The 16,047-nt window shown below is 66.6% G+C and carries 17 protein-coding genes; 15 read left to right on the top strand and 2 right to left on the bottom strand.

Annotation, left to right across the window (positions count from 1 at the left end; translation table 11 throughout):
* Positions 1–52: 52 nt before the first annotated feature.
* Complete coding sequence (gene ykgO, locus F8O09_RS06195) at positions 53–175, bottom strand: type B 50S ribosomal protein L36 (protein ID WP_028245785.1); 123 nt, start codon at positions 173–175, stop codon at positions 53–55.
* A gap of 171 nt (positions 176–346) precedes the next feature.
* On the opposite strand from ykgO, the gene F8O09_RS06190 reads away from it, so the two are divergent.
* The 15 genes from F8O09_RS06190 (at position 347) to F8O09_RS06120 (ending at position 13,887) form a co-directional block, all read left to right on the top strand.
* Positions 347–988, top strand: a complete 642-nt coding sequence (locus tag F8O09_RS06190; protein ID WP_192497582.1) for an ECF transporter S component — start codon at positions 347–349, stop codon at positions 986–988.
* A gap of 87 nt (positions 989–1,075) precedes the next feature.
* Positions 1,076–2,287 carry a permease gene (locus F8O09_RS06185; protein WP_225732890.1) on the top strand — a complete coding sequence of 404 codons (1,212 nt, stop codon included), beginning with the start codon at positions 1,076–1,078 and terminating at the stop codon, positions 2,285–2,287.
* On the top strand, positions 2,274–3,056 hold the full coding sequence (locus F8O09_RS06180; protein WP_158054291.1) for a TIGR03943 family putative permease subunit: 783 nt from the start codon (positions 2,274–2,276) through the stop codon (positions 3,054–3,056). The genes F8O09_RS06185 and F8O09_RS06180 overlap by 14 nt, the downstream gene beginning before the upstream one ends.
* Entirely contained in the window at positions 3,037–4,290 is a 1,254-nt protein-coding gene (locus F8O09_RS06175; protein WP_158054290.1) for a hypothetical protein, read from the top strand. Before F8O09_RS06180 ends, F8O09_RS06175 begins: the two co-directional genes overlap by 20 nt.
* A 272-nt stretch (positions 4,291–4,562) precedes the next feature.
* Positions 4,563–5,552 (top strand): metal ABC transporter substrate-binding protein, encoded by a 990-nt coding sequence (locus tag F8O09_RS06170; RefSeq protein WP_158054289.1) that lies wholly within the window; start codon positions 4,563–4,565, stop codon positions 5,550–5,552.
* Positions 5,553–5,783: 231 nt separating this feature from the next.
* Positions 5,784–6,629: a metal ABC transporter ATP-binding protein gene (locus tag F8O09_RS06165; protein WP_158030611.1), complete on the top strand. Its 846-nt coding sequence runs from the start codon at positions 5,784–5,786 to the stop codon at positions 6,627–6,629.
* Entirely contained in the window at positions 6,626–7,492 is an 867-nt protein-coding gene (locus tag F8O09_RS06160; RefSeq protein WP_158054288.1) for a metal ABC transporter permease, read from the top strand. The genes F8O09_RS06165 and F8O09_RS06160 overlap by 4 nt, the downstream gene beginning before the upstream one ends.
* Entirely contained in the window at positions 7,489–8,379 is an 891-nt protein-coding gene (locus F8O09_RS06155; RefSeq protein WP_158054287.1) for a metal ABC transporter permease, read from the top strand. The genes F8O09_RS06160 and F8O09_RS06155 overlap by 4 nt, the downstream gene beginning before the upstream one ends.
* A gap of 159 nt (positions 8,380–8,538) precedes the next feature.
* The gene (locus tag F8O09_RS06150; RefSeq protein WP_318655749.1) at positions 8,539–8,955 is read left to right on the top strand and encodes a transcriptional repressor; all 417 of its coding nucleotides are present in this window, start codon (positions 8,539–8,541) and stop codon (positions 8,953–8,955) included.
* 213 nt (positions 8,956–9,168) lie between these two features.
* A complete protein-coding gene (gene rpmB, locus F8O09_RS06145; protein ID WP_158030614.1) occupies positions 9,169–9,405 on the top strand; it encodes a 50S ribosomal protein L28 in 237 nt (78 codons plus the stop codon).
* Complete coding sequence (rpmG, locus tag F8O09_RS06140; RefSeq protein WP_158030615.1) at positions 9,405–9,572, top strand: 50S ribosomal protein L33; 168 nt, start codon at positions 9,405–9,407, stop codon at positions 9,570–9,572. Before rpmB ends, rpmG begins: the two co-directional genes overlap by 1 nt.
* 5 nt (positions 9,573–9,577) lie before the next feature.
* Entirely contained in the window at positions 9,578–9,883 is a 306-nt protein-coding gene (rpsN, locus tag F8O09_RS06135) for a 30S ribosomal protein S14 (RefSeq protein ID WP_158030616.1), read from the top strand.
* A gap of 105 nt (positions 9,884–9,988) precedes the next feature.
* A complete protein-coding gene (locus F8O09_RS06130) occupies positions 9,989–10,276 on the top strand; it encodes an HU family DNA-binding protein (RefSeq protein WP_158030617.1) in 288 nt (95 codons plus the stop codon).
* Positions 10,277–10,387: 111 nt separating this feature from the next.
* The gene (locus F8O09_RS06125) at positions 10,388–12,415 is read left to right on the top strand and encodes a cytochrome c oxidase assembly protein (RefSeq protein WP_225732889.1); all 2,028 of its coding nucleotides are present in this window, start codon (positions 10,388–10,390) and stop codon (positions 12,413–12,415) included.
* Positions 12,412–13,887 carry an ATP-dependent DNA helicase gene (locus F8O09_RS06120; RefSeq protein WP_158054286.1) on the top strand — a complete coding sequence of 492 codons (1,476 nt, stop codon included), beginning with the start codon at positions 12,412–12,414 and terminating at the stop codon, positions 13,885–13,887. Before F8O09_RS06125 ends, F8O09_RS06120 begins: the two co-directional genes overlap by 4 nt.
* Before the next feature lie 21 nt (positions 13,888–13,908).
* On the opposite strand, the gene F8O09_RS06115 is transcribed toward F8O09_RS06120, so the two are convergent.
* The gene (locus F8O09_RS06115; RefSeq protein WP_192497581.1) at positions 13,909–15,894 is read right to left on the bottom strand and encodes a polysaccharide deacetylase family protein; all 1,986 of its coding nucleotides are present in this window, start codon (positions 15,892–15,894) and stop codon (positions 13,909–13,911) included.
* Between the last annotated feature and the right edge of the window lie 153 nt (positions 15,895–16,047).

Here is a 16,047-nt window from a genome sequence, read left to right as displayed (position 1 = left end):
ATCGGGGGTTCATTCTGTCACCGGCGAAGCCGACGACGAAGTCTCGTGTGGATCAGCCCTGACGGCCGTTCCAGCGCGGGTTCTTCTTGTTGATCACGTAGGTGTGGCCGCGGCGACGAACGATCTTCGAGCCCGGCTTGTTCTTCAGTGACTTGAGCGATGCACGAACCTTCATGGTCACTCCTCTCTTCTCGGTTGTACGACATTTACCGAGGCGGCAAATACGTCAAAGCTGTGTGGGTATGCAACCCGACGCTCAAGCATAGCCCATTAACCGCCTCGGCGCATGATGCAATGAGCGGACGAACTGGCGTCTCGATTTGACTCCACCCCTATGATAGTGAGTATGACTCGCAATAGCCCTTCTCGTTCTCCTCAGTCTCAGCACTTCGACGGTGTCGCGGGTGCTGAGGCAGGCTCTGCGCGCGGCCTCTGGCACTGGTCGACGCGTGAGCTGCTCGTCGCCGCAGTGATCGGGGCGTTCGGAGCCGCCATCACTGCGGCGACGAAGGTCGCGGCGGTTGCCCTCTATGCCGTTTCTCCCATGCTCGCCGCCCCGATGACCGGCACGGCCTTGTTCGTGGGTGTCTTGGCGGCCAGTCTCATTCGGCGCCCGGGAGCGGCGCTGGTGGCCGGCTTCGTCGCCGCGGTGGTGGTGACGCCGTTCGGCGGCTTCAACCCGCGCAACATGGTCGCGGCGCTCGTGGTCGCGATCGCGGTCGAGCTGGCTCTGCTCATCGGACGGTACCGACGCTTCGGTCTGTTGAGCTGTGTGGTCGCGGCGCTGATCAATGCGGCGTTCCTCTTCAGCATTCACTGGTTCGTGTGGCATCTGGCACGCACTCCGCTCTGGGTGCAGATCGGCACCGGTCTCTCGCTGCTGGTCGGGCAGCTGCTCTGGGCCGAGATCGGCGTCTGGCTCGCAGCAGCGCTGCGTCGCGCCGGGCTGGCCTCGACGGGGCGGACGGTGCGCACGCGTCAGCCCTGACGCCAGGGGTAGGATGCCCGAGCCTGAGCACAAACCGACGTTGATGCCGCTGGGCTGTGCACAGGATCCCGTGGAATAATGAGCGCTGTGTCAGCCGCATCCGATAATGAGAGCAGGTCTCGGCCCGCCCCTCGCCGCGACCGCAGCGCTCTTCGAGAGCCTCCGATCGAGGTCGATCTGCGGCCGGCAGTCGAACGCGCAGAGGCACACCGTGCGGTCGCGGCGCAGCGAGTCGCCGCAGAACCGGCTGCCGGGCCCGCCCGCGACGAGCACATGACGATCTCGAGTCGCGAGAGTGCTCGCGCCGGTCGGCGTCGGATGCTCTGGCCGCTGATCGGGCTGCTCGCGTTGGCGGTCTTCATCGTCATCCGCATCGCGAGTCCGCTGCAGGATGTGACGTTGGGCGATGCGCTGAGCGACTGGGTCACTCTGTCGCTCAGCGTGCTCGTGGAGTCGACGCCCTTCGTGGTGCTTGGCATCATCATCGCCATCGCGCTGCGCTTCTGGCTGCCGCAGGGTCTGCTGCTCGATCATCTGCCGAGCAACGGCTTCACTCGCCGAATCATCATCTCGCTGTTCGGCATCCTGCTGCCGGTGTGCGAATGCGGCAATGTTCCGGTGACCCGAGGGTTTCTGAGTCGCGGCATGAACATTGGCGACGCGTTGACGTTTCTGGTGGCCGCCCCGATCGTGAACCCGGTGACGATCATCACGACCTATCAGGCGTTCGGCTGGCAGAACGGCGTGCTCGTCGGTCGTGTCGCCGGTGCCCTGGTGCTGGCCAATCTGGTCGGCTGGCTGTTCAGCCTCTATCCCGAGCAGCGCCGTCTGCTGACCTCTGCCTTCGACGAGGCCTGCCGACTTGACGCGCATGAGCACGCGGGAGGCGGCTTCGTCGGGCGGCTGCGTTCCAGCGGTGGGGTCTTCCGCACCGAGACGCAGGCCATGCTGGTCGCCTTGATCGGTGGCGCGTTCATCGCCGGGGCCATTCAGGTGTTCGTGCCGCGTCATGTGCTGGTCGATCTCGGCGCCGACCCGGTCTGGGGCGTCGTCGCTCTGATGCTGCTGGCGTTCATCGTCTCGATCTGCTCGAACGTCGACGCCTTCTTCATCCTCGCACTGGGCTCGACGTTCCTGCCGGGGGCTCTGGTCGGGTTCCTCGTGTTCGGGGCGATCATCGACATCAAGATGCTGGCGCTGCTGCGCACCACCTTCTCGACGCGGACGCTGATCTGGCTGACGGTGATCGTGGCACTGTTCGTCTTGGTACTCGGATCGGGGATGAATGCACTGGCCTGAGCACTTTCGACGTTGGCACGGCGTCGTCATCGCCGTCGCGCTCTCAGCCTTCATCCTGTGGCTGGCAGCGCAGCATCATCTCGATCTCTATGTGAGCCCGCGGTACGTCTGGTTCGCCGTGGCCATGGCTGCGGTCGCTCTGCTGCTGGGCGTGGTCGCGGTCGTGCTGCCAGACCGCGATCACGACCACGGCGACGACGACCACAGTCACGGCGACGACGGGCGGCATCCCACGCGAAGCATCCGACGCTGGCCTGTGGTGAGCGGCGTCGGCACCGTCGTCATCGTGGCGATGCTCGCCGTCGCGCAGCCCACGACGCTCAGCGCCTCGCAGGCTGTGACGCGAGACGCCGCCGTCGGCGGCACCACGCTCGCCCAGACGATGACCGGCGACATCGCGACGGTCGGCGCTGGCCCTGAGTCGTTCACGATGTCGGACTGGGCGTCGACGATGCAGCTGCGTGGCGATCTGTCGTTCTACGACGGACACAATGCGACGTTCTCTGGCTTCGTGACGCCGGATCGACAGGATCCCGACAACGTCATGCTCGTGACGCGGTTCATGGTCACCTGCTGCACGCTCGACGCTCAGCCGGTGTCGATTCCTGTCTACCATCCCGGCTGGCAGGCGACGTATCCGCCGCAGTCGTGGGTTGAGGGCAGCGGCGGCTTCGCGGTGAACGCGAGCCAGTCGAGCCCGTATGCCGTCGTCTTCGCGCCGACCGATCTGCACAGCATCGAGGAGCCCGGTGATCCGTATCTCAACTGACCGCTCTGGCGTGACGCCTCGTGCACGTTGGCCCTGGCGAGTCGGGGTCATCTGCACGATTGTGCTGCTCGTCGCGGTGTTCGTCGGCGCACAGTGGTACGGGCAGCGCGAGAACACCGTGCTGACCGATGCCAACGCGGCGGCTGTCGCCGATGAGGCGCCGGTGCTCTCGCTGCGGCGCGGCGGCGGGTACCAGGACGACAGCGCGCTGCGCGGCGACGACCGGATCGTGCGCTCCGGCATCAGCGACACGGGCATGCAGACCGTGTTCACTGCGCCGCGCATTCAGACGTTTGTGGTGGACGACCGCTGGATCGTGGTCGCCGTGGCCGATCGCAGGACGGCTGCCACGAAGCTGGAGCTGCTCGATCGTCAGGCCTCCGATGCGACCTCCAAGGATGCCCGCGAGCTCGTGCTTCCGCTGGATGCGACGGTCATCGGTCTTGCGCTTTCAGGAGACACTGTCTCGGCGACGATCAACCCCCTCGACTACGGCCAGCCCGGCGGGCAGGTCGTCGCCTGGAACCTGGCGGGTGCGGACGGCGCGGTGACGGGCGCACCTGTGCATACGCCGGACGGCGAGCTGGTGCAGGGCAACCAGGTCGTGCTGACCGATGACGGTCGGTTCGCGGTCGTTCGGCAGTGGGACAACACCATGCTGCGGGTCGCGCTCTTCGAAGTGCGCACCGATCAGCAGTACGACGACGCAGAACAGGCCCCGCTGCCGCTGGGCAGCTACACCGAGGTGCTCGGGTCGGCTGCGCAGCAGCGGCTGCTGATGTCTGATCAGAACGGGACGTTCGCTCTGGTCGACCCGGTCAACGGCGGGCGCCAGCGCCTGGACACCTCGCAGCCGAAGGGCGTCGACAGCGGATCACGGCTCGTGCGGCTCGCGCCTGCGCCGTTCGGCGCGGTCGCAGTGTATGAGAGCAGCTCTGGAGATCAGACCACAGAGACGGTCTATGCGCTCACCGGTGACGGCGCCCGTCGTATCGCCACATCGCCGGGGCGTGGGTCGGTCTCTGGTGTGTGCGCATCGCCATCGGGAAAGTTCATCGCGGTCACGACGGAACCTGCCGACGCCTCGGACGACGGCTATGTGATGATGCCGAACGTGATCGGTGCGAAGACCGAGGTCTTCGCCGCCGATCAGCCGGTGTCGATCGGCACTCTGCCCGGGCTTCGTCCGAGCTGGTGCCAGGGGTATCAGCAGGTGCTTGCCGGGCTGTACTGAGCCCAGGAGACGACGCGCGCCGCCGCTAATTGACATCGATTCCCATTAGCGCTTAGAGTGGGCGCGTGGTTGTCGTCGCTCCGGCGCCGGCCTGCCGCAGACATCGAGGATGCTCTGCTCGGCGGCTTGCGTCGGGGCGGCACATCTGTCGTCAGACTCGGTCTCGACTCTGACGATGCTGCGCTCTGGCGGCAGAAGCTGGCCTGCAGAGCATTCGCATCGTCATAAACGACACCGCACATTTCACACCAGCATTTTGGAGAGAAGTCTCGATGAAGTACACCCGCACCGCATCAGTCATCGGTGTCGTCGCCGCGAGCGCTCTGCTGTTCGCTGGCTGCAGCAGCCAGAGCAGCAGCCCGTCGGCAGCACCGGCCAAGAGCGATCTGAAGATCACGGTCTCGACCACGCAGCTCGGCGATTTCACCAAACAGGTCGTCGGTGATACTGGTGCCGAAGTGACGCAGATCGTCGCTCCGAACCAGAGCCCGCATGATCTCGAGCTCACCGCCGCCAACTCGGCTGCGCTCGCCGACTCGGGAGCGGTCATCGTGAACGGATTCGGTCTCGACCAGGTTGTCAGCGACGCCGCGCCGGCTGACAAGATCATCGACACCAGCACAGGCGTCACGCCGATTCCTGCGACTGAGGACGAGAAAGAGGAGTCTGAAGAGGGGCACAGCCACACCGAGCTGGTCAATGACCCACACATCTGGACAGACCCGGCGAACGCCAAGATCCAGGTGCAGAACATCGCAGACGGGCTGGCCAAAGCCGACCCAGACCATGCCGACGACTATAAGAGCAACGCCTCGGCGTACGAGGCCAAGCTGGACGACGTCGACAAGTGGATCAAAGACACCTTCGCCCCGGTGCAGCCCGATGCTCGTAAGTTCGTGTCGACGCACGATGCATTCGCCTACTTCGTGAAGGCCTTCGACATCACGCAGGACGACTCGGTGCTCAACAGCCTCGATGACCATGCTGAGCCCAGCGAAGCCGAGCTGCAGTCTCTGGTGACCAAGATCAAGGGCACCGGGGTCAAGGCCGTCTTCGCAGAGGCCTCGGTCGATCCGAAGATCGTGCAGCGCATCGCCGACGAGTCGGGTGTGAAGCTCTACTCGGGGGACGACGCGCTCTACGGCGACTCGCTCGGCGAGGCCGGCTCAGAGGGCGAGACCTACCTGAAGGCCACCGTGCACAACGTCACGCTCATCGGGCAGTCGTGGGGGCTCGACCCCAAGGCTCCCGAGGGACTCTGAACGTCATCGGGGGCTCTGCCCCGCGTCTGACAGGCATGGCCTTCATGCCCGTCACGCCGCCATCGTTGCGACGCGCATGCGCTCGCGACTGATGACCGCATCCGCTCGATCACGCGCATCAGTGCGCGCGGCCGGGCGGTTTGCGCTTTCCGGCGACCTTTTCGACGTCACGGCGACGCGGCGGGCCGATACCTCAGCAGATCAGAACCGAGTGCCGATACAGTGAACACCATGCACGCCCCCAAGCCGACCCTGCAGTTCTCCCATGCCGATCTCGGCTACGACAGCACCACAGCTGCGCTCGTCGACGTCGACGGCACGCTGTGCGAGGGGCAGGCACTCGCGCTGATCGGACCGAACGGCTCGGGCAAGTCGACGCTGCTGAAAGGCGTTCTCGGGCTGCTTCGCGTGCAGCGCGGCTCGATCACCGTGCTCGGTCGCCGCCCGGCCGACGCTCGAGAAGACGTCGGCTACCTGCCGCAGACCACTGACATCGATGCGGCCTTTCCGGTGACGGTGCGTCAGGTGGTGGCGATGGGGCGCTACCGCAGACAGACCGGTCGGCCCTTCGGGTGGGTGCGTCGGGCGAGCGCCGCCGACCGTGCGGTCATCGAGCGCAGCCTCGACCGGGTCGGACTCACCGGGCTCGCGAGCCGGCGCTTCGGTCTGCTGAGCGGCGGCCAGCAGCAGCGAGTGCTGCTGGCGCGTGCGCTGGCGGGCGACCCGCGCATCCTGCTGCTGGACGAGCCGTTCAACGGTCTCGACGAGACCAACCGCACCGCCCTCGAACGCATTCTCGAGACCCTGCTCGCAGACGGTCTCTCTGTCGTGCTCTCCACACACGACATCGGCCTCGCACGAGTGGTGTGCTCGCACGTGGCGGTGCTCGCCGGACGACAGGTCGCCTTCGGGCCGATCGACGAAGTGCTCACCCCGGAGGTCATCGAAGAGGCCTACAGCGGTGGCAGCGACGTGGCAGAGGCCTTCTCGTCGAGCTGGCGCCCCCACCACCCGGATTCGGGCACGCATGACACCGGGTCCGATCCGCACATCGCGGCGCTCGGAGACCACCGATGAACCTGATCGCCCCGTTTCTGCAGTACGACTTCATGCTGCGCGCGCTGCTCGCGTTCGTCGTGCTGGCCGTGCTGGCCGCGGCCATCGGCCCATTCGTCGCTCTGCGCGACCTCGAGTTCGTCTCAGACGGTCTGGTGCATGCGGTGTTTCCCGGGCTGGCGATCGGGGCGCTCGCGTTCGGTCGTGACGGGGCGCTGCCCGGAGCGATCATCGCAGGGGCGATCGCGGCCGCTGTGCTCACGCTGACCGCGACCCGGGTCAGGCAGGCGGACGCCCCGGTCGCGGTGGTGCTGACCACGGCGTTCAGCATCGGCGTGATCGCCGTCTCGGCGAGCGGCTTTCCGGGGCAGCTCGAGCTGCTGCTCTTCGGGCAGATGTTCGCGATTCGTCCGGCGCAGCTCTGGTCGATCGCGATCGTCGCCGCAGTCGCTGTGGTCGCGATGATCGTGACCCGACGCGGGCAGCTCTATCGGGCGTTCGACCCAGAGGGCGCGCGTGCTGCGGGCTTTCGGCCTGTCGTCACCGACCTCGTGCTGAACATGTCGCTGGCCGTGGCGGTCGTCGCAGGCTCGCAGGTGCTCGGCAACCTGCTGGTGCTCGCGCTGCTGATCATTCCGGCTGCGTCTGCGCGCAACTTCGGTGCGGGCATCATCGGCATGGTCGTGCTCGCAGGGGTGTTCACCCTGGCGGCTGGGTGGGCCGGGCTGGCGATTGCCTTCGACGTCTCGATGGGACGCGGCGTGAACCTGTCGCCGAGCGGCGCCGTGGTGGGGGCGTTCGTGGTGATCTACGCCGCGTCGCTCATCGTCGGTGCCGTGCGACGAGTCGGGCTGCACCGCCTGCGACGGGGGAGTGCGTCATGAACGTGCTCACCGACGCCATCGGGTTCTTCGGCCAAGCGCTCGTCGAGGCGGTGCTGGTCGGTGCGCTTGCCGGGCTGGTCGGCGTGCTCGTGGTACTGCGCAAGCGCACCTTCTTCGCGACGGCGCTGACGCATGCCACCTTTCCCGGAGGCATTATCGCCGTGCTGCTCGGCTGGAACGTGCTCATCGGCAATGCGATCTTCGCGGTCGTGCTCACGCTGGTGATGCTCGCGCTGACGACCTGGTTTCGCCAGCGGGCCGCCGTCGCCAGCGGTGTGGTGCTCACCGGCGGGTTCGCTCTGGGCACCGTGCTCACCGGGCTGAACCCGTCGCTGCCCATTCGGGTCCAGACGTTTCTCACGGGGTCGATTCTTGCGGTGGACCTGCCGGATGTGCAGTTCGCCGGCATCCTGCTCGTGATCTCGATCTTTGCGATCGTGCTGCTGCGGCGGCAGCTGCTGTTCTCGACCTTCGACCCGGCGGGCTACGAGGCGGCCGGGTTTCGCGGCTGGCGCATCGATGCGGTGGTGCTCGTGCTGATCACCGCCACCGTGGTGGCGCTGATGCCCGCGGTCGGCGCGATCCTGGCGATCGCGCTGCTGGCTGCCCCGGCTCTCGCGGCAGCGCAGCTGACCGTGAGCATGCGCGGGATGCTTTTCGTCGCTCCGATCCTCGGTGCGGCGAGCGGAGTCGTCGGGCTGCTCATCTCGGCACGGTGGCCGGTGCCCGCCGGGCCTGCGATCGTACTCAGCGCCACCGGAATTCTGCTGGTGTCGTGGGGGCTGCGTCGCGCACTCGGGCTGATGCGTCGAGGCGGGCCGAATGCGGCATCCGCACGAAGCGCACGCACACGGGCCGACAGCCCGAGGGCGTCGACCTCACGCTGACCCGAGGTGCTCGTGCGGCAGAGTCGCCGAACCTGAGACGGCCGTGAGCCGTGAGCCGTGAGCCGTGAGCCCAGGCCGTCGCGGCTGCCTCCGGCATGCGGGGCCGCGTCGAGAAAAGACTGACGAGACGACGTGTTCGGGTGGCACAATGGAGGCATCATGACCGATGTGAAACGGCGCAACACCTGGCAGCAGACCGCGGTGCGCGAGGCCCTCGAACGCGAGCACGGCTTCATCAGCGCGCAGGGTCTGCACCTTCGTATGGCCAATGCCGGGTCGACGGTCAGCGTCGCCACGGTCTACCGTGCGCTCAGCCGCATGGCTGAAGACGGCGAGGCCGACGTGCATATCGACGCCGATGCGCAGCAGCTCTTCCGGGCCTGCGGCAACGAAGCTCACCATCATCACCTGATCTGCCGACAGTGCGGGGCGACTGTCGAGATCTCGGCTCCTCCAGTCGAGCGCTGGGCGCATATGGTGGCCGCCGAACACGGATACACCGACGAGGCGCACGTGATCGACGTGATCGGTCTGTGCCCGGACTGCACTGCAGAGCGCGCGGGGCAGCGCCGCTGACCGGTTGCGGTCGCGCTTCTCCCGCTGAGCCGGCGCAGATGATGCACGGCCGTCGGAACACCGGTGTCTGTTGCGGTCGGGGCGTGAAAACCAATAGACTGCATAGGTTGCAGATCTTCCACGTCTGCATCGCGTGATGCGGAACCCCGCATCACAGCCGACAAGAGATCTTGGGTGAACGCCATCGGGGCGGTCACGGTACAGGAGGAAACCATGGCAGCAGTCTGCCAGGTGACTGGAGCCACGCCGGGCTTCGGACACAGCATCTCGCATTCGCACCGGCGTAACAAGCGCCGATTCGACCCCAACGTGCAGAAGAAGACGTACTTCGTTCCTTCACTGCGTCGCAAGGTCACGCTGAACGTCTCGGCGAAGGGCATCAAAGTCATTGACAGCCGCGGTATCGATGCCGTCGTGCAGGAACTGATCGCTAAAGGGGTGAAGCTCTGATGGCTAAGAAGTCTGATGTTCGTCCCATCATCAAGCTGCGTTCGACCGCAGGCACCGGGTACACCTATGTGACTCGCAAGAACCGCCGCAACAACCCTGACCGCATCGTGCTCAAGAAGTACGATCCGGTCGTTCGCAAACACGTCGAGTTTCGCGAGGAGCGCTAAGAAGCATGGCTAAGAAAAGCAAAATCGCGCGCAATGAGCAGCGCAAAGTGATTGTCGAGCGGTACGCCGAGAAGCGTGCTCAGCTCAAGAAGCAGCTGGTCGACCCCAACTCGACCGACGAGCAGCGCGAAGAGGCCCGCGTCGGCCTGCAGAAGCTGCCCCGCAACGCATCGCCGGTGCGCGTGCGCAACCGCGACGCCATCGACGGTCGTCCCCGCGGCCACCTGAGCGCCTACGGCATCTCTCGTGTGCGCTTCCGTGATATGGCTCACCGCGGTGAGCTTCCAGGCATCACCAAGTCCAGCTGGTAGCCTGATGATCCGTCGGTTCTGCAGCGTTTCGGCGCTGGACCGCGGATCTCAAGCACAGAACGAACTGTCCGTAGCCAAAATCGAACTGAACACTAGGGAGCACTCATGGCTGACAACACCCTGAACCGCAGCGAGCTCGTCGCTGAGGTCGCGAACAAGACCGGCGAGACCCAGGCCGCTGTGAACGGCGTTCTCGATGCCGTCTTCGCGACCATCTCGGAGAACATCGCCAATGGCGTCAAGGTGAGCGTGCCCGGCTGGCTCTCAGTCGAGCGCACCAACCGTGCCGCACGCACCGGCCGCAACCCGCAGACCGGCGAGACCCTGAACATCCCCGCAAGCAAGGGTGTCAAGATCTCGGCAGGCAGCAAGCTGAAGGCTGCAGTGAAGTAGTCTTCACCGCTTCGTTCGAAAGGGCGCATCCTCTGGGATGCGCCCTTTCTGCGTCTGCAGGGGGGCTGCACCCGATCTGCGTGCGTCTGCGGGTGGCACTAGGCTGGTGTGGTGCAGCGCAAGACCCTTCTCTCTCTTCTTCTCGGCGTCGTCGCCACCGGCATCGGGCTCGTTCTGGCCTTGGTGCATGGCGGTGCGGCGGCGACGTCCGTGCTGCTCGACCCCGGTGCGGTCGTGCGGTGGGGGCTGCCCGCGACCAAGGCTCTGAACAACATCTCGATCGGTGTCACGATCGGTGGCCTGATCATGGCAGTCTGGGCGCTGTCGCCGAAATGGAAGAGCGCCTACAACCGATCGCTGAACATCGCGGCGGTCGCCGCCGCACTCTGGACGATCAGCGGCGCGCTGTCGACCATTCTCACGTACATCTCGCTCGACCCTGACTCTTGGGGCTCGGAGACCTTCGGAGCCAGACTCTGGCTGTTCCTCACGCAGGTGCAGGTCGGCCAGCTCGCTCTGTGGAGCATCTGCATCGCCGCAGTCGTCACGGTGCTGACAGCCGGCGTGCGCGGCCAGATCGGCGTGCTCTTCGTGCTCCTCGCCGCGTTCGCCGGGCTGATCCCGCTGGCCTCTGCCGGGCACGCTGCGGGCACCGCAGGCCACAACCTGGCGGTCAGCGCGATGCTGCTGCACTTGGGCGGAGCCTCCATCTGGATCGGCGGTCTCGTCGTCCTCGCTGCAGTGTCGCCGAAGCTGGGGCGCCATCTGCAGGCGGTCACCGAACGCTACTCGTCGCTCGCCTTGGTCTCGTTCCTGCTCGTCGCGTTCTCTGGCGTAGCCAACGCCGTGCTGCGCGTCGGAACCTGGGACCAGCTGTTCAGCACCGCTTACGGCCAGATCGTGATCTGGAAGGCGATCGGGCTGATCCTGCTCGGCGCTGCGGGTGCGATCAACCGTCTGCGGCTGATCAGGCGACTGAACGCGTCAGAGACTGCGAAGCGGGCCTTTGGGTGGATCGTGACCTGCGAGTTCGCGCTGATGGGAATGGTCAGCGGCTTCTCCGCTGCTCTCGGCCGCACGGCGACACCGATTCCGCAGCAGCTGTCGAGCGATCCGACGCCGGCCGAGCTGCTCACCGGCGAGCCGGTGCCGCCCGAACCCACCTGGCTGACGTACATCACGGTCTGGCGCATCGACCCGATCTGGCTGGTCGTGTGCGCGTTCGCCCTCGTGCTGTACTTCATCGGGGCCTGGCGCCTGCATCGGCGGGGCGATCGCTGGCCATGGCATCGCACGCTGCTGTGGAGCATCGGCGTGCTCTTCCTCTTCTGGGCGACCAACGGTGCGTTCAACCTCTATCAGACGTATCTGTTCAGCGTGCACATGACGATGCACATGATGCTCACCATGCTGATTCCGCTCTTCTTGGTGCTCGGGGCGCCGGTGACCTTGTGCATGCGGGCGATCACCCGACGCACCGACGGCTCACGGGGAGGTCGCGAGTGGATTCTCTGGGCCGTGCACAGTCCGTGGGGGCAGTTCGTGGCCGGCCCCGTGGTCGCAGCGTTCATCTTTGCGTTCTCACTCGTGGTCTTCTATTACACGCCGCTGTTCGGCTGGGCCACTCGCGACCATCTCGGTCATCAGTGGATGATCGTGCACTTTCTGATCAGCGGCTACCTGTTCGTGCAGTCGCTGATCGGCATCGACCCGGGGCCGAACCGGCCGCCGTATCCCGTGCGGCTGCTCTTCTTGGTGGTCACGATGGCCTTCCACGCCTTCTTCGGCATCTTCATGATGATGGGCACGGGTCTGCAGGAGGCCGACTGGTACGGGGCCATGGGTCGCACCTGGGGAGATAGCGCGATTCGTGACCAGCAGATCGGCGGTGCCATCGCGTGGGGGCTGGGCGAGTTCCCGACGATCGTCCTGGCTCTGCTGGTCGGGCTGCTGTGGTCTCGCAGCGATGCCAAAGAGCGTCGGCGCAGCGACCGCAATGCGGCTCGAACCGACGAGGCGGAGCTCAATGCCTACAACGAGATGCTGGCCGGTCTGCGGCACCCGGTCTCTGACGAGCCCGACAAGTCTGCTGACGAGGCGTCGGCAGAGGCCGAGAGGTCGAAGGGAAGCAGAGCATGAGCGACGCCGCAGCGAGCAAAGGCGCGAAGACCGAGAGCAGCGAGGCAGACGACGTCGCGGCGACTGCGGCGAGTTCTGAGGCAGAGGTCGAGACGGCGTCTGAGACGACGACCGGCGGGCGAGCCGGCTCGGAAGCCGACCCGACGACAGACGCGACCGGGGTGCATCAGAGCGCTGCGGCATCCGCCGACGGCATCACGCTCACCGGCGAACAGCAGGCCGTCATCGACGCTGCCATGCGCGGGCAGAGCGTGTTCGTGACCGGGCGGGCGGGCACCGGCAAGTCGACGCTGCTCGCGCGGCTCATGCGCGAGCTGCCGGGCAAAGTCGTGGTGTGCGCCCCGACCGGTGTCGCGGCGCTGAACGTGGGCGGTCAGACGATCCACTCGCTCTTCGGACTGCGCGTCGGCGTGCAGGACGTCGCCAAGATCGCGCGGTACATGAGCCGCGAGACCCGCGAGGTGCTCGCTGCCGTCGACACCGTGATCATCGACGAGGTCTCGATGGTGTCGGCTGACCTGCTCGACGCGATCGACCGCAGCCTGCGGCTGGCCAAGAAGCGCAGCCGAACACCGTTCGGCGGGGCGCAGATCGTGATGTTCGGCGACCCCTACCAGCTGGCACCGGTGCCGCCGCGCTCGACCGATGAGCGCGCGTTCTACACCGAGCACTATGCGAGCCAGTGGTTCTTCGACGCTCATGTGTGGGCCGAGGCGACGGTGAGTGTCTACGAGCTGACGAACATCCACCGACAGAACCACGACGGGTTCAAGCAGCTGCTGAACGCGGTGCGCGAGGGCACGGTGCCCGATCACTGGATCGCGCGGCTGAACCAGATCGGCCACCGCGACCCCGATCCCGATCAGCCGATCATCACGCTGGCCACCACGAACCGCATCGTCGACGAGCGCAACGCCACCGAGCTCGCGCGGCTGCCCGGGCGCACCAAGGTCGCGCGGGCGCAGATCGACGGGGAGTTCGGCAACGCGTTCCCGGCCGACCCCGAGCTCGAGCTCAAGGTCGACGCGCAGGTGATGTTTCTGCGCAACGACCCCGACGGCCGATGGGTGAACGGGTCGATCGGCAAGGTGGTGAGCATCCGCCCCGACGTCGTGGTCGTCGAACTCGACGGCGAGGACGTCGAGGTCGAGCCGGTGGTCTGGGAACGCTACGAGTACACCTTCGACCCGAACGAGAAGACGATCGAGCAGGATCAGATCGGCGAGTTCACGCAGTTTCCGCTGCGGCTCGCGTGGGCCGTCACCGTGCACAAGTCGCAGGGGCAGACCTATGACCGCGCGGTCATCGACTTAGGCACGCGAGCGTTCAGCCCCGGGCAGACCTACGTCGCGCTGAGTCGGCTGACGAGCCTCGACGGGCTCTACCTGGCGCGGCCGGTGCGACGAGGCGACATCATCGTCGACCGTCGCGTGCTCGAGTTTATGCGCACGGCATCCGCTCCGATGTTCTGACCGGGCCGGCACACCGCGGGGCTACCCGAGACGGTGAATGACGTTCTGCGTCTGCTGCTCGGGCACTCGGGCCAGCAGCGTGTCGAGATTCACCAGAGTGAGGCCCGAGGCGCGCAGATCGTGCAGCAGCTTCGGCATCATCTCCATTGTCGGCTCGTGCACGTCGTGCATCAGCACGATCGACCCGGCCTTCGCCTCGCGCAGGATCTTGTCGTGCACGACGCTCTGTCCGGGCTCCTTCCAGTCGAGCGAGTCGACGTCCCACAGCACCAACGGGTGCGGTGACGCCTGCGCGACCGTATCGTCAAAGAAGCCGTACGGCGGCCGCACATGAGCAGGGCGCACCCCGCAGATGCGTTCGACCGCGTCATCGGTGCGAGTCAGCTGGTCTCGAACCTGCGCCGAGGTGAGATCGGTCAGCGCGGGATGATCCCATGTGTGGTTGCACACCGTGTGCCCCTGTGCGATCTCGTCGCGAATCTGCTGCGGATAGATCACGGCATGCTGCCCCTCGACCATGAACGACGCGTGCGACCCTGCCGCAGCGAAGTCGCCCATGATCGTGTCGGTGTAGTCGCTCGGCCCGTCGTCGAAGGTCACCGCGGCACATGCGACGAGGTCGGCCGGCGTCGGCCAGACGTATGCGCTGGGGTGCACCGGCCCGTCGTCGTGCGGTTCGGCCTGCGCGCTCTGGTCGGCGCTCAGCGTGCTGACGGCGGATGCCATGGTCGCCTCCGCCGCAAGAGGCGCGGCGAACGACACCTGCGTTCGAGCCGCCTGCGCATCGGTCGCGCCGGCGCGAGCCGGGCCCGACCATGGCATCCGCCGCACGGCCGCCTGCCGAACCACACGACCGAACTCGGTGCAGTCGTCGTCTGCGACCGCCACACGCACGGTCAGCAGGCCTGGCGTGGCGAGACCGGCCGCCCACTGCTCGCGCTGCTCGTCGCCGAGGCGCCCGGTCTCGACGGCCAGACGCAGCACGAGCTGTCCGCTGTGGTCGAACGAGACATCGTCGAGCAGGGTGCCGCGGTCGATCGCGTCGCGCAGCGGGTCGTAGCCCGGCGCGTCCTTCTTCGACGAGCCGATGGGGGCATCGAGATCGGTGCCCAAAAGGGTGGCGATGGCGGCGATAGCGCGATTGCGTCCGCCGGAGGTGAGCAGGCTGCCGCCGACTCCGGCGGTGCCGCTCGAGATGTCGACGAACACGCTCTGTCGCTGCTCGAAGAGCGTGTGATGGGCGTTGTCGACGGTGGCGGCGCGGGTGGCGCGCAGCTGCACGCCGAGCACGGAGCCGGTGGCCTGCGTCGTGTCGCAGCTGACGGCCAGCAGGTGCCCGTGCGCCTGTGGCTCGGGAAACTCGGCACGGTCGGTGAGCCTGGAGTTGGCATCGCTGCGCGTCGATCCGGGCAGCGGCACGGTGTCGAGCAGACTGCCCGCGCTGAAGCCCACGACCTGTGCGGCATCGGGGCGGCTCCAGGTCGAGCCGGCGGTCGAGGTGCCGGCGCGCAGTGCATCGGCGGTGTCGACCGCCTCTGCCGGTGCGACGTATGAGCCGTCGTCGGCATGGCCGGGCACCGGTGTGAGCATTGGGGAGAACCCACCGGAACGGGCGTACTCGTGGGCGTAGTCCTGCAGCGCTCGGCGAACCCAGGCCTCGACGCGGCCGTTGAACGCATCCTGCCCGGTGAGCACGGGCCAGCGGCCGGCGAACGACACTGAGGGATCGAGCGTGAAGGTGCGCTGCACGCCGAGGCCGGTCACCGCTGCGGCGATCACCGGCACCGTTTCGCCGAATCCTGCGTCGACCACCGGCGCGGCGTCGGCATCAGCGGTGTCGCCGGTCTGGACGAACCCGAGTGCGCCGCGCTGGTGGTTCTGCACCGCGGTCACGACGCCTGCGGCGACTCCGGATCCGACGACGAGCGTGCCCACGACGAGCCCGAGAAACCGTCGACGAGGAAGCTCCGGCTGGTCGGTAGACGCGTCGGTCGAGCTGTCGGTCATGTGTGAATCGCCTTTCGAATGCAGAAGCCATTCGAGCTCTGTGGTGGTGCTGTGCATGGCTGCGCGTTCACGCGCGCTTGCATACATCAGCGTATCGCGCAGGGCAGAATGGAAAGACCGTGCACAGCAGGTGCTCAGGGAACGAACGAGAGC

It is taken from the genome of Pseudoclavibacter sp. CFCC 11306, from assembly GCF_008831235.1.
Lineage (GTDB): Bacteria > Actinomycetota > Actinomycetes > Actinomycetales > Microbacteriaceae > Pseudoclavibacter_A.
The sequence above is the reverse complement of the archived record's forward strand: the minus strand, read 5'-3'. Positions and strand labels throughout refer to the sequence as shown.

What these genes read in the sequence shown, in the direction of transcription:
- F8O09_RS06130 (WP_158030617.1), top strand. Translation starts at nt 9,989, where the DNA reads ATGGCTGACAACACCCTGAACCGCAGCGAGCTCGTCGCTGAGGTCGCG.
- rpmG (WP_158030615.1), top strand. Translation starts at nt 9,405, where the DNA reads ATGGCTAAGAAGTCTGATGTTCGTCCCATCATCAAGCTGCGTTCGACC.
- F8O09_RS06165 (WP_158030611.1), top strand. Translation starts at nt 5,784, where the DNA reads ATGCACGCCCCCAAGCCGACCCTGCAGTTCTCCCATGCCGATCTCGGC.
- F8O09_RS06115 (WP_192497581.1), bottom strand. Translation starts at nt 15,894, where the DNA reads ATGACCGACAGCTCGACCGACGCGTCTACCGACCAGCCGGAGCTTCCT.
- F8O09_RS06170 (WP_158054289.1), top strand. Translation starts at nt 4,563, where the DNA reads ATGAAGTACACCCGCACCGCATCAGTCATCGGTGTCGTCGCCGCGAGC.
- rpsN (WP_158030616.1), top strand. Translation starts at nt 9,578, where the DNA reads ATGGCTAAGAAAAGCAAAATCGCGCGCAATGAGCAGCGCAAAGTGATT.
- F8O09_RS06160 (WP_158054288.1), top strand. Translation starts at nt 6,626, where the DNA reads ATGAACCTGATCGCCCCGTTTCTGCAGTACGACTTCATGCTGCGCGCG.
- F8O09_RS06180 (WP_158054291.1), top strand. Translation starts at nt 2,274, where the DNA reads ATGCACTGGCCTGAGCACTTTCGACGTTGGCACGGCGTCGTCATCGCC.
- rpmB (WP_158030614.1), top strand. Translation starts at nt 9,169, where the DNA reads ATGGCAGCAGTCTGCCAGGTGACTGGAGCCACGCCGGGCTTCGGACAC.
- F8O09_RS06155 (WP_158054287.1), top strand. Translation starts at nt 7,489, where the DNA reads ATGAACGTGCTCACCGACGCCATCGGGTTCTTCGGCCAAGCGCTCGTC.
- F8O09_RS06120 (WP_158054286.1), top strand. Translation starts at nt 12,412, where the DNA reads ATGAGCGACGCCGCAGCGAGCAAAGGCGCGAAGACCGAGAGCAGCGAG.
- F8O09_RS06190 (WP_192497582.1), top strand. Translation starts at nt 347, where the DNA reads ATGACTCGCAATAGCCCTTCTCGTTCTCCTCAGTCTCAGCACTTCGAC.
- F8O09_RS06150 (WP_318655749.1), top strand. Translation starts at nt 8,539, where the DNA reads ATGACCGATGTGAAACGGCGCAACACCTGGCAGCAGACCGCGGTGCGC.
- ykgO (WP_028245785.1), bottom strand. Translation starts at nt 175, where the DNA reads ATGAAGGTTCGTGCATCGCTCAAGTCACTGAAGAACAAGCCGGGCTCG.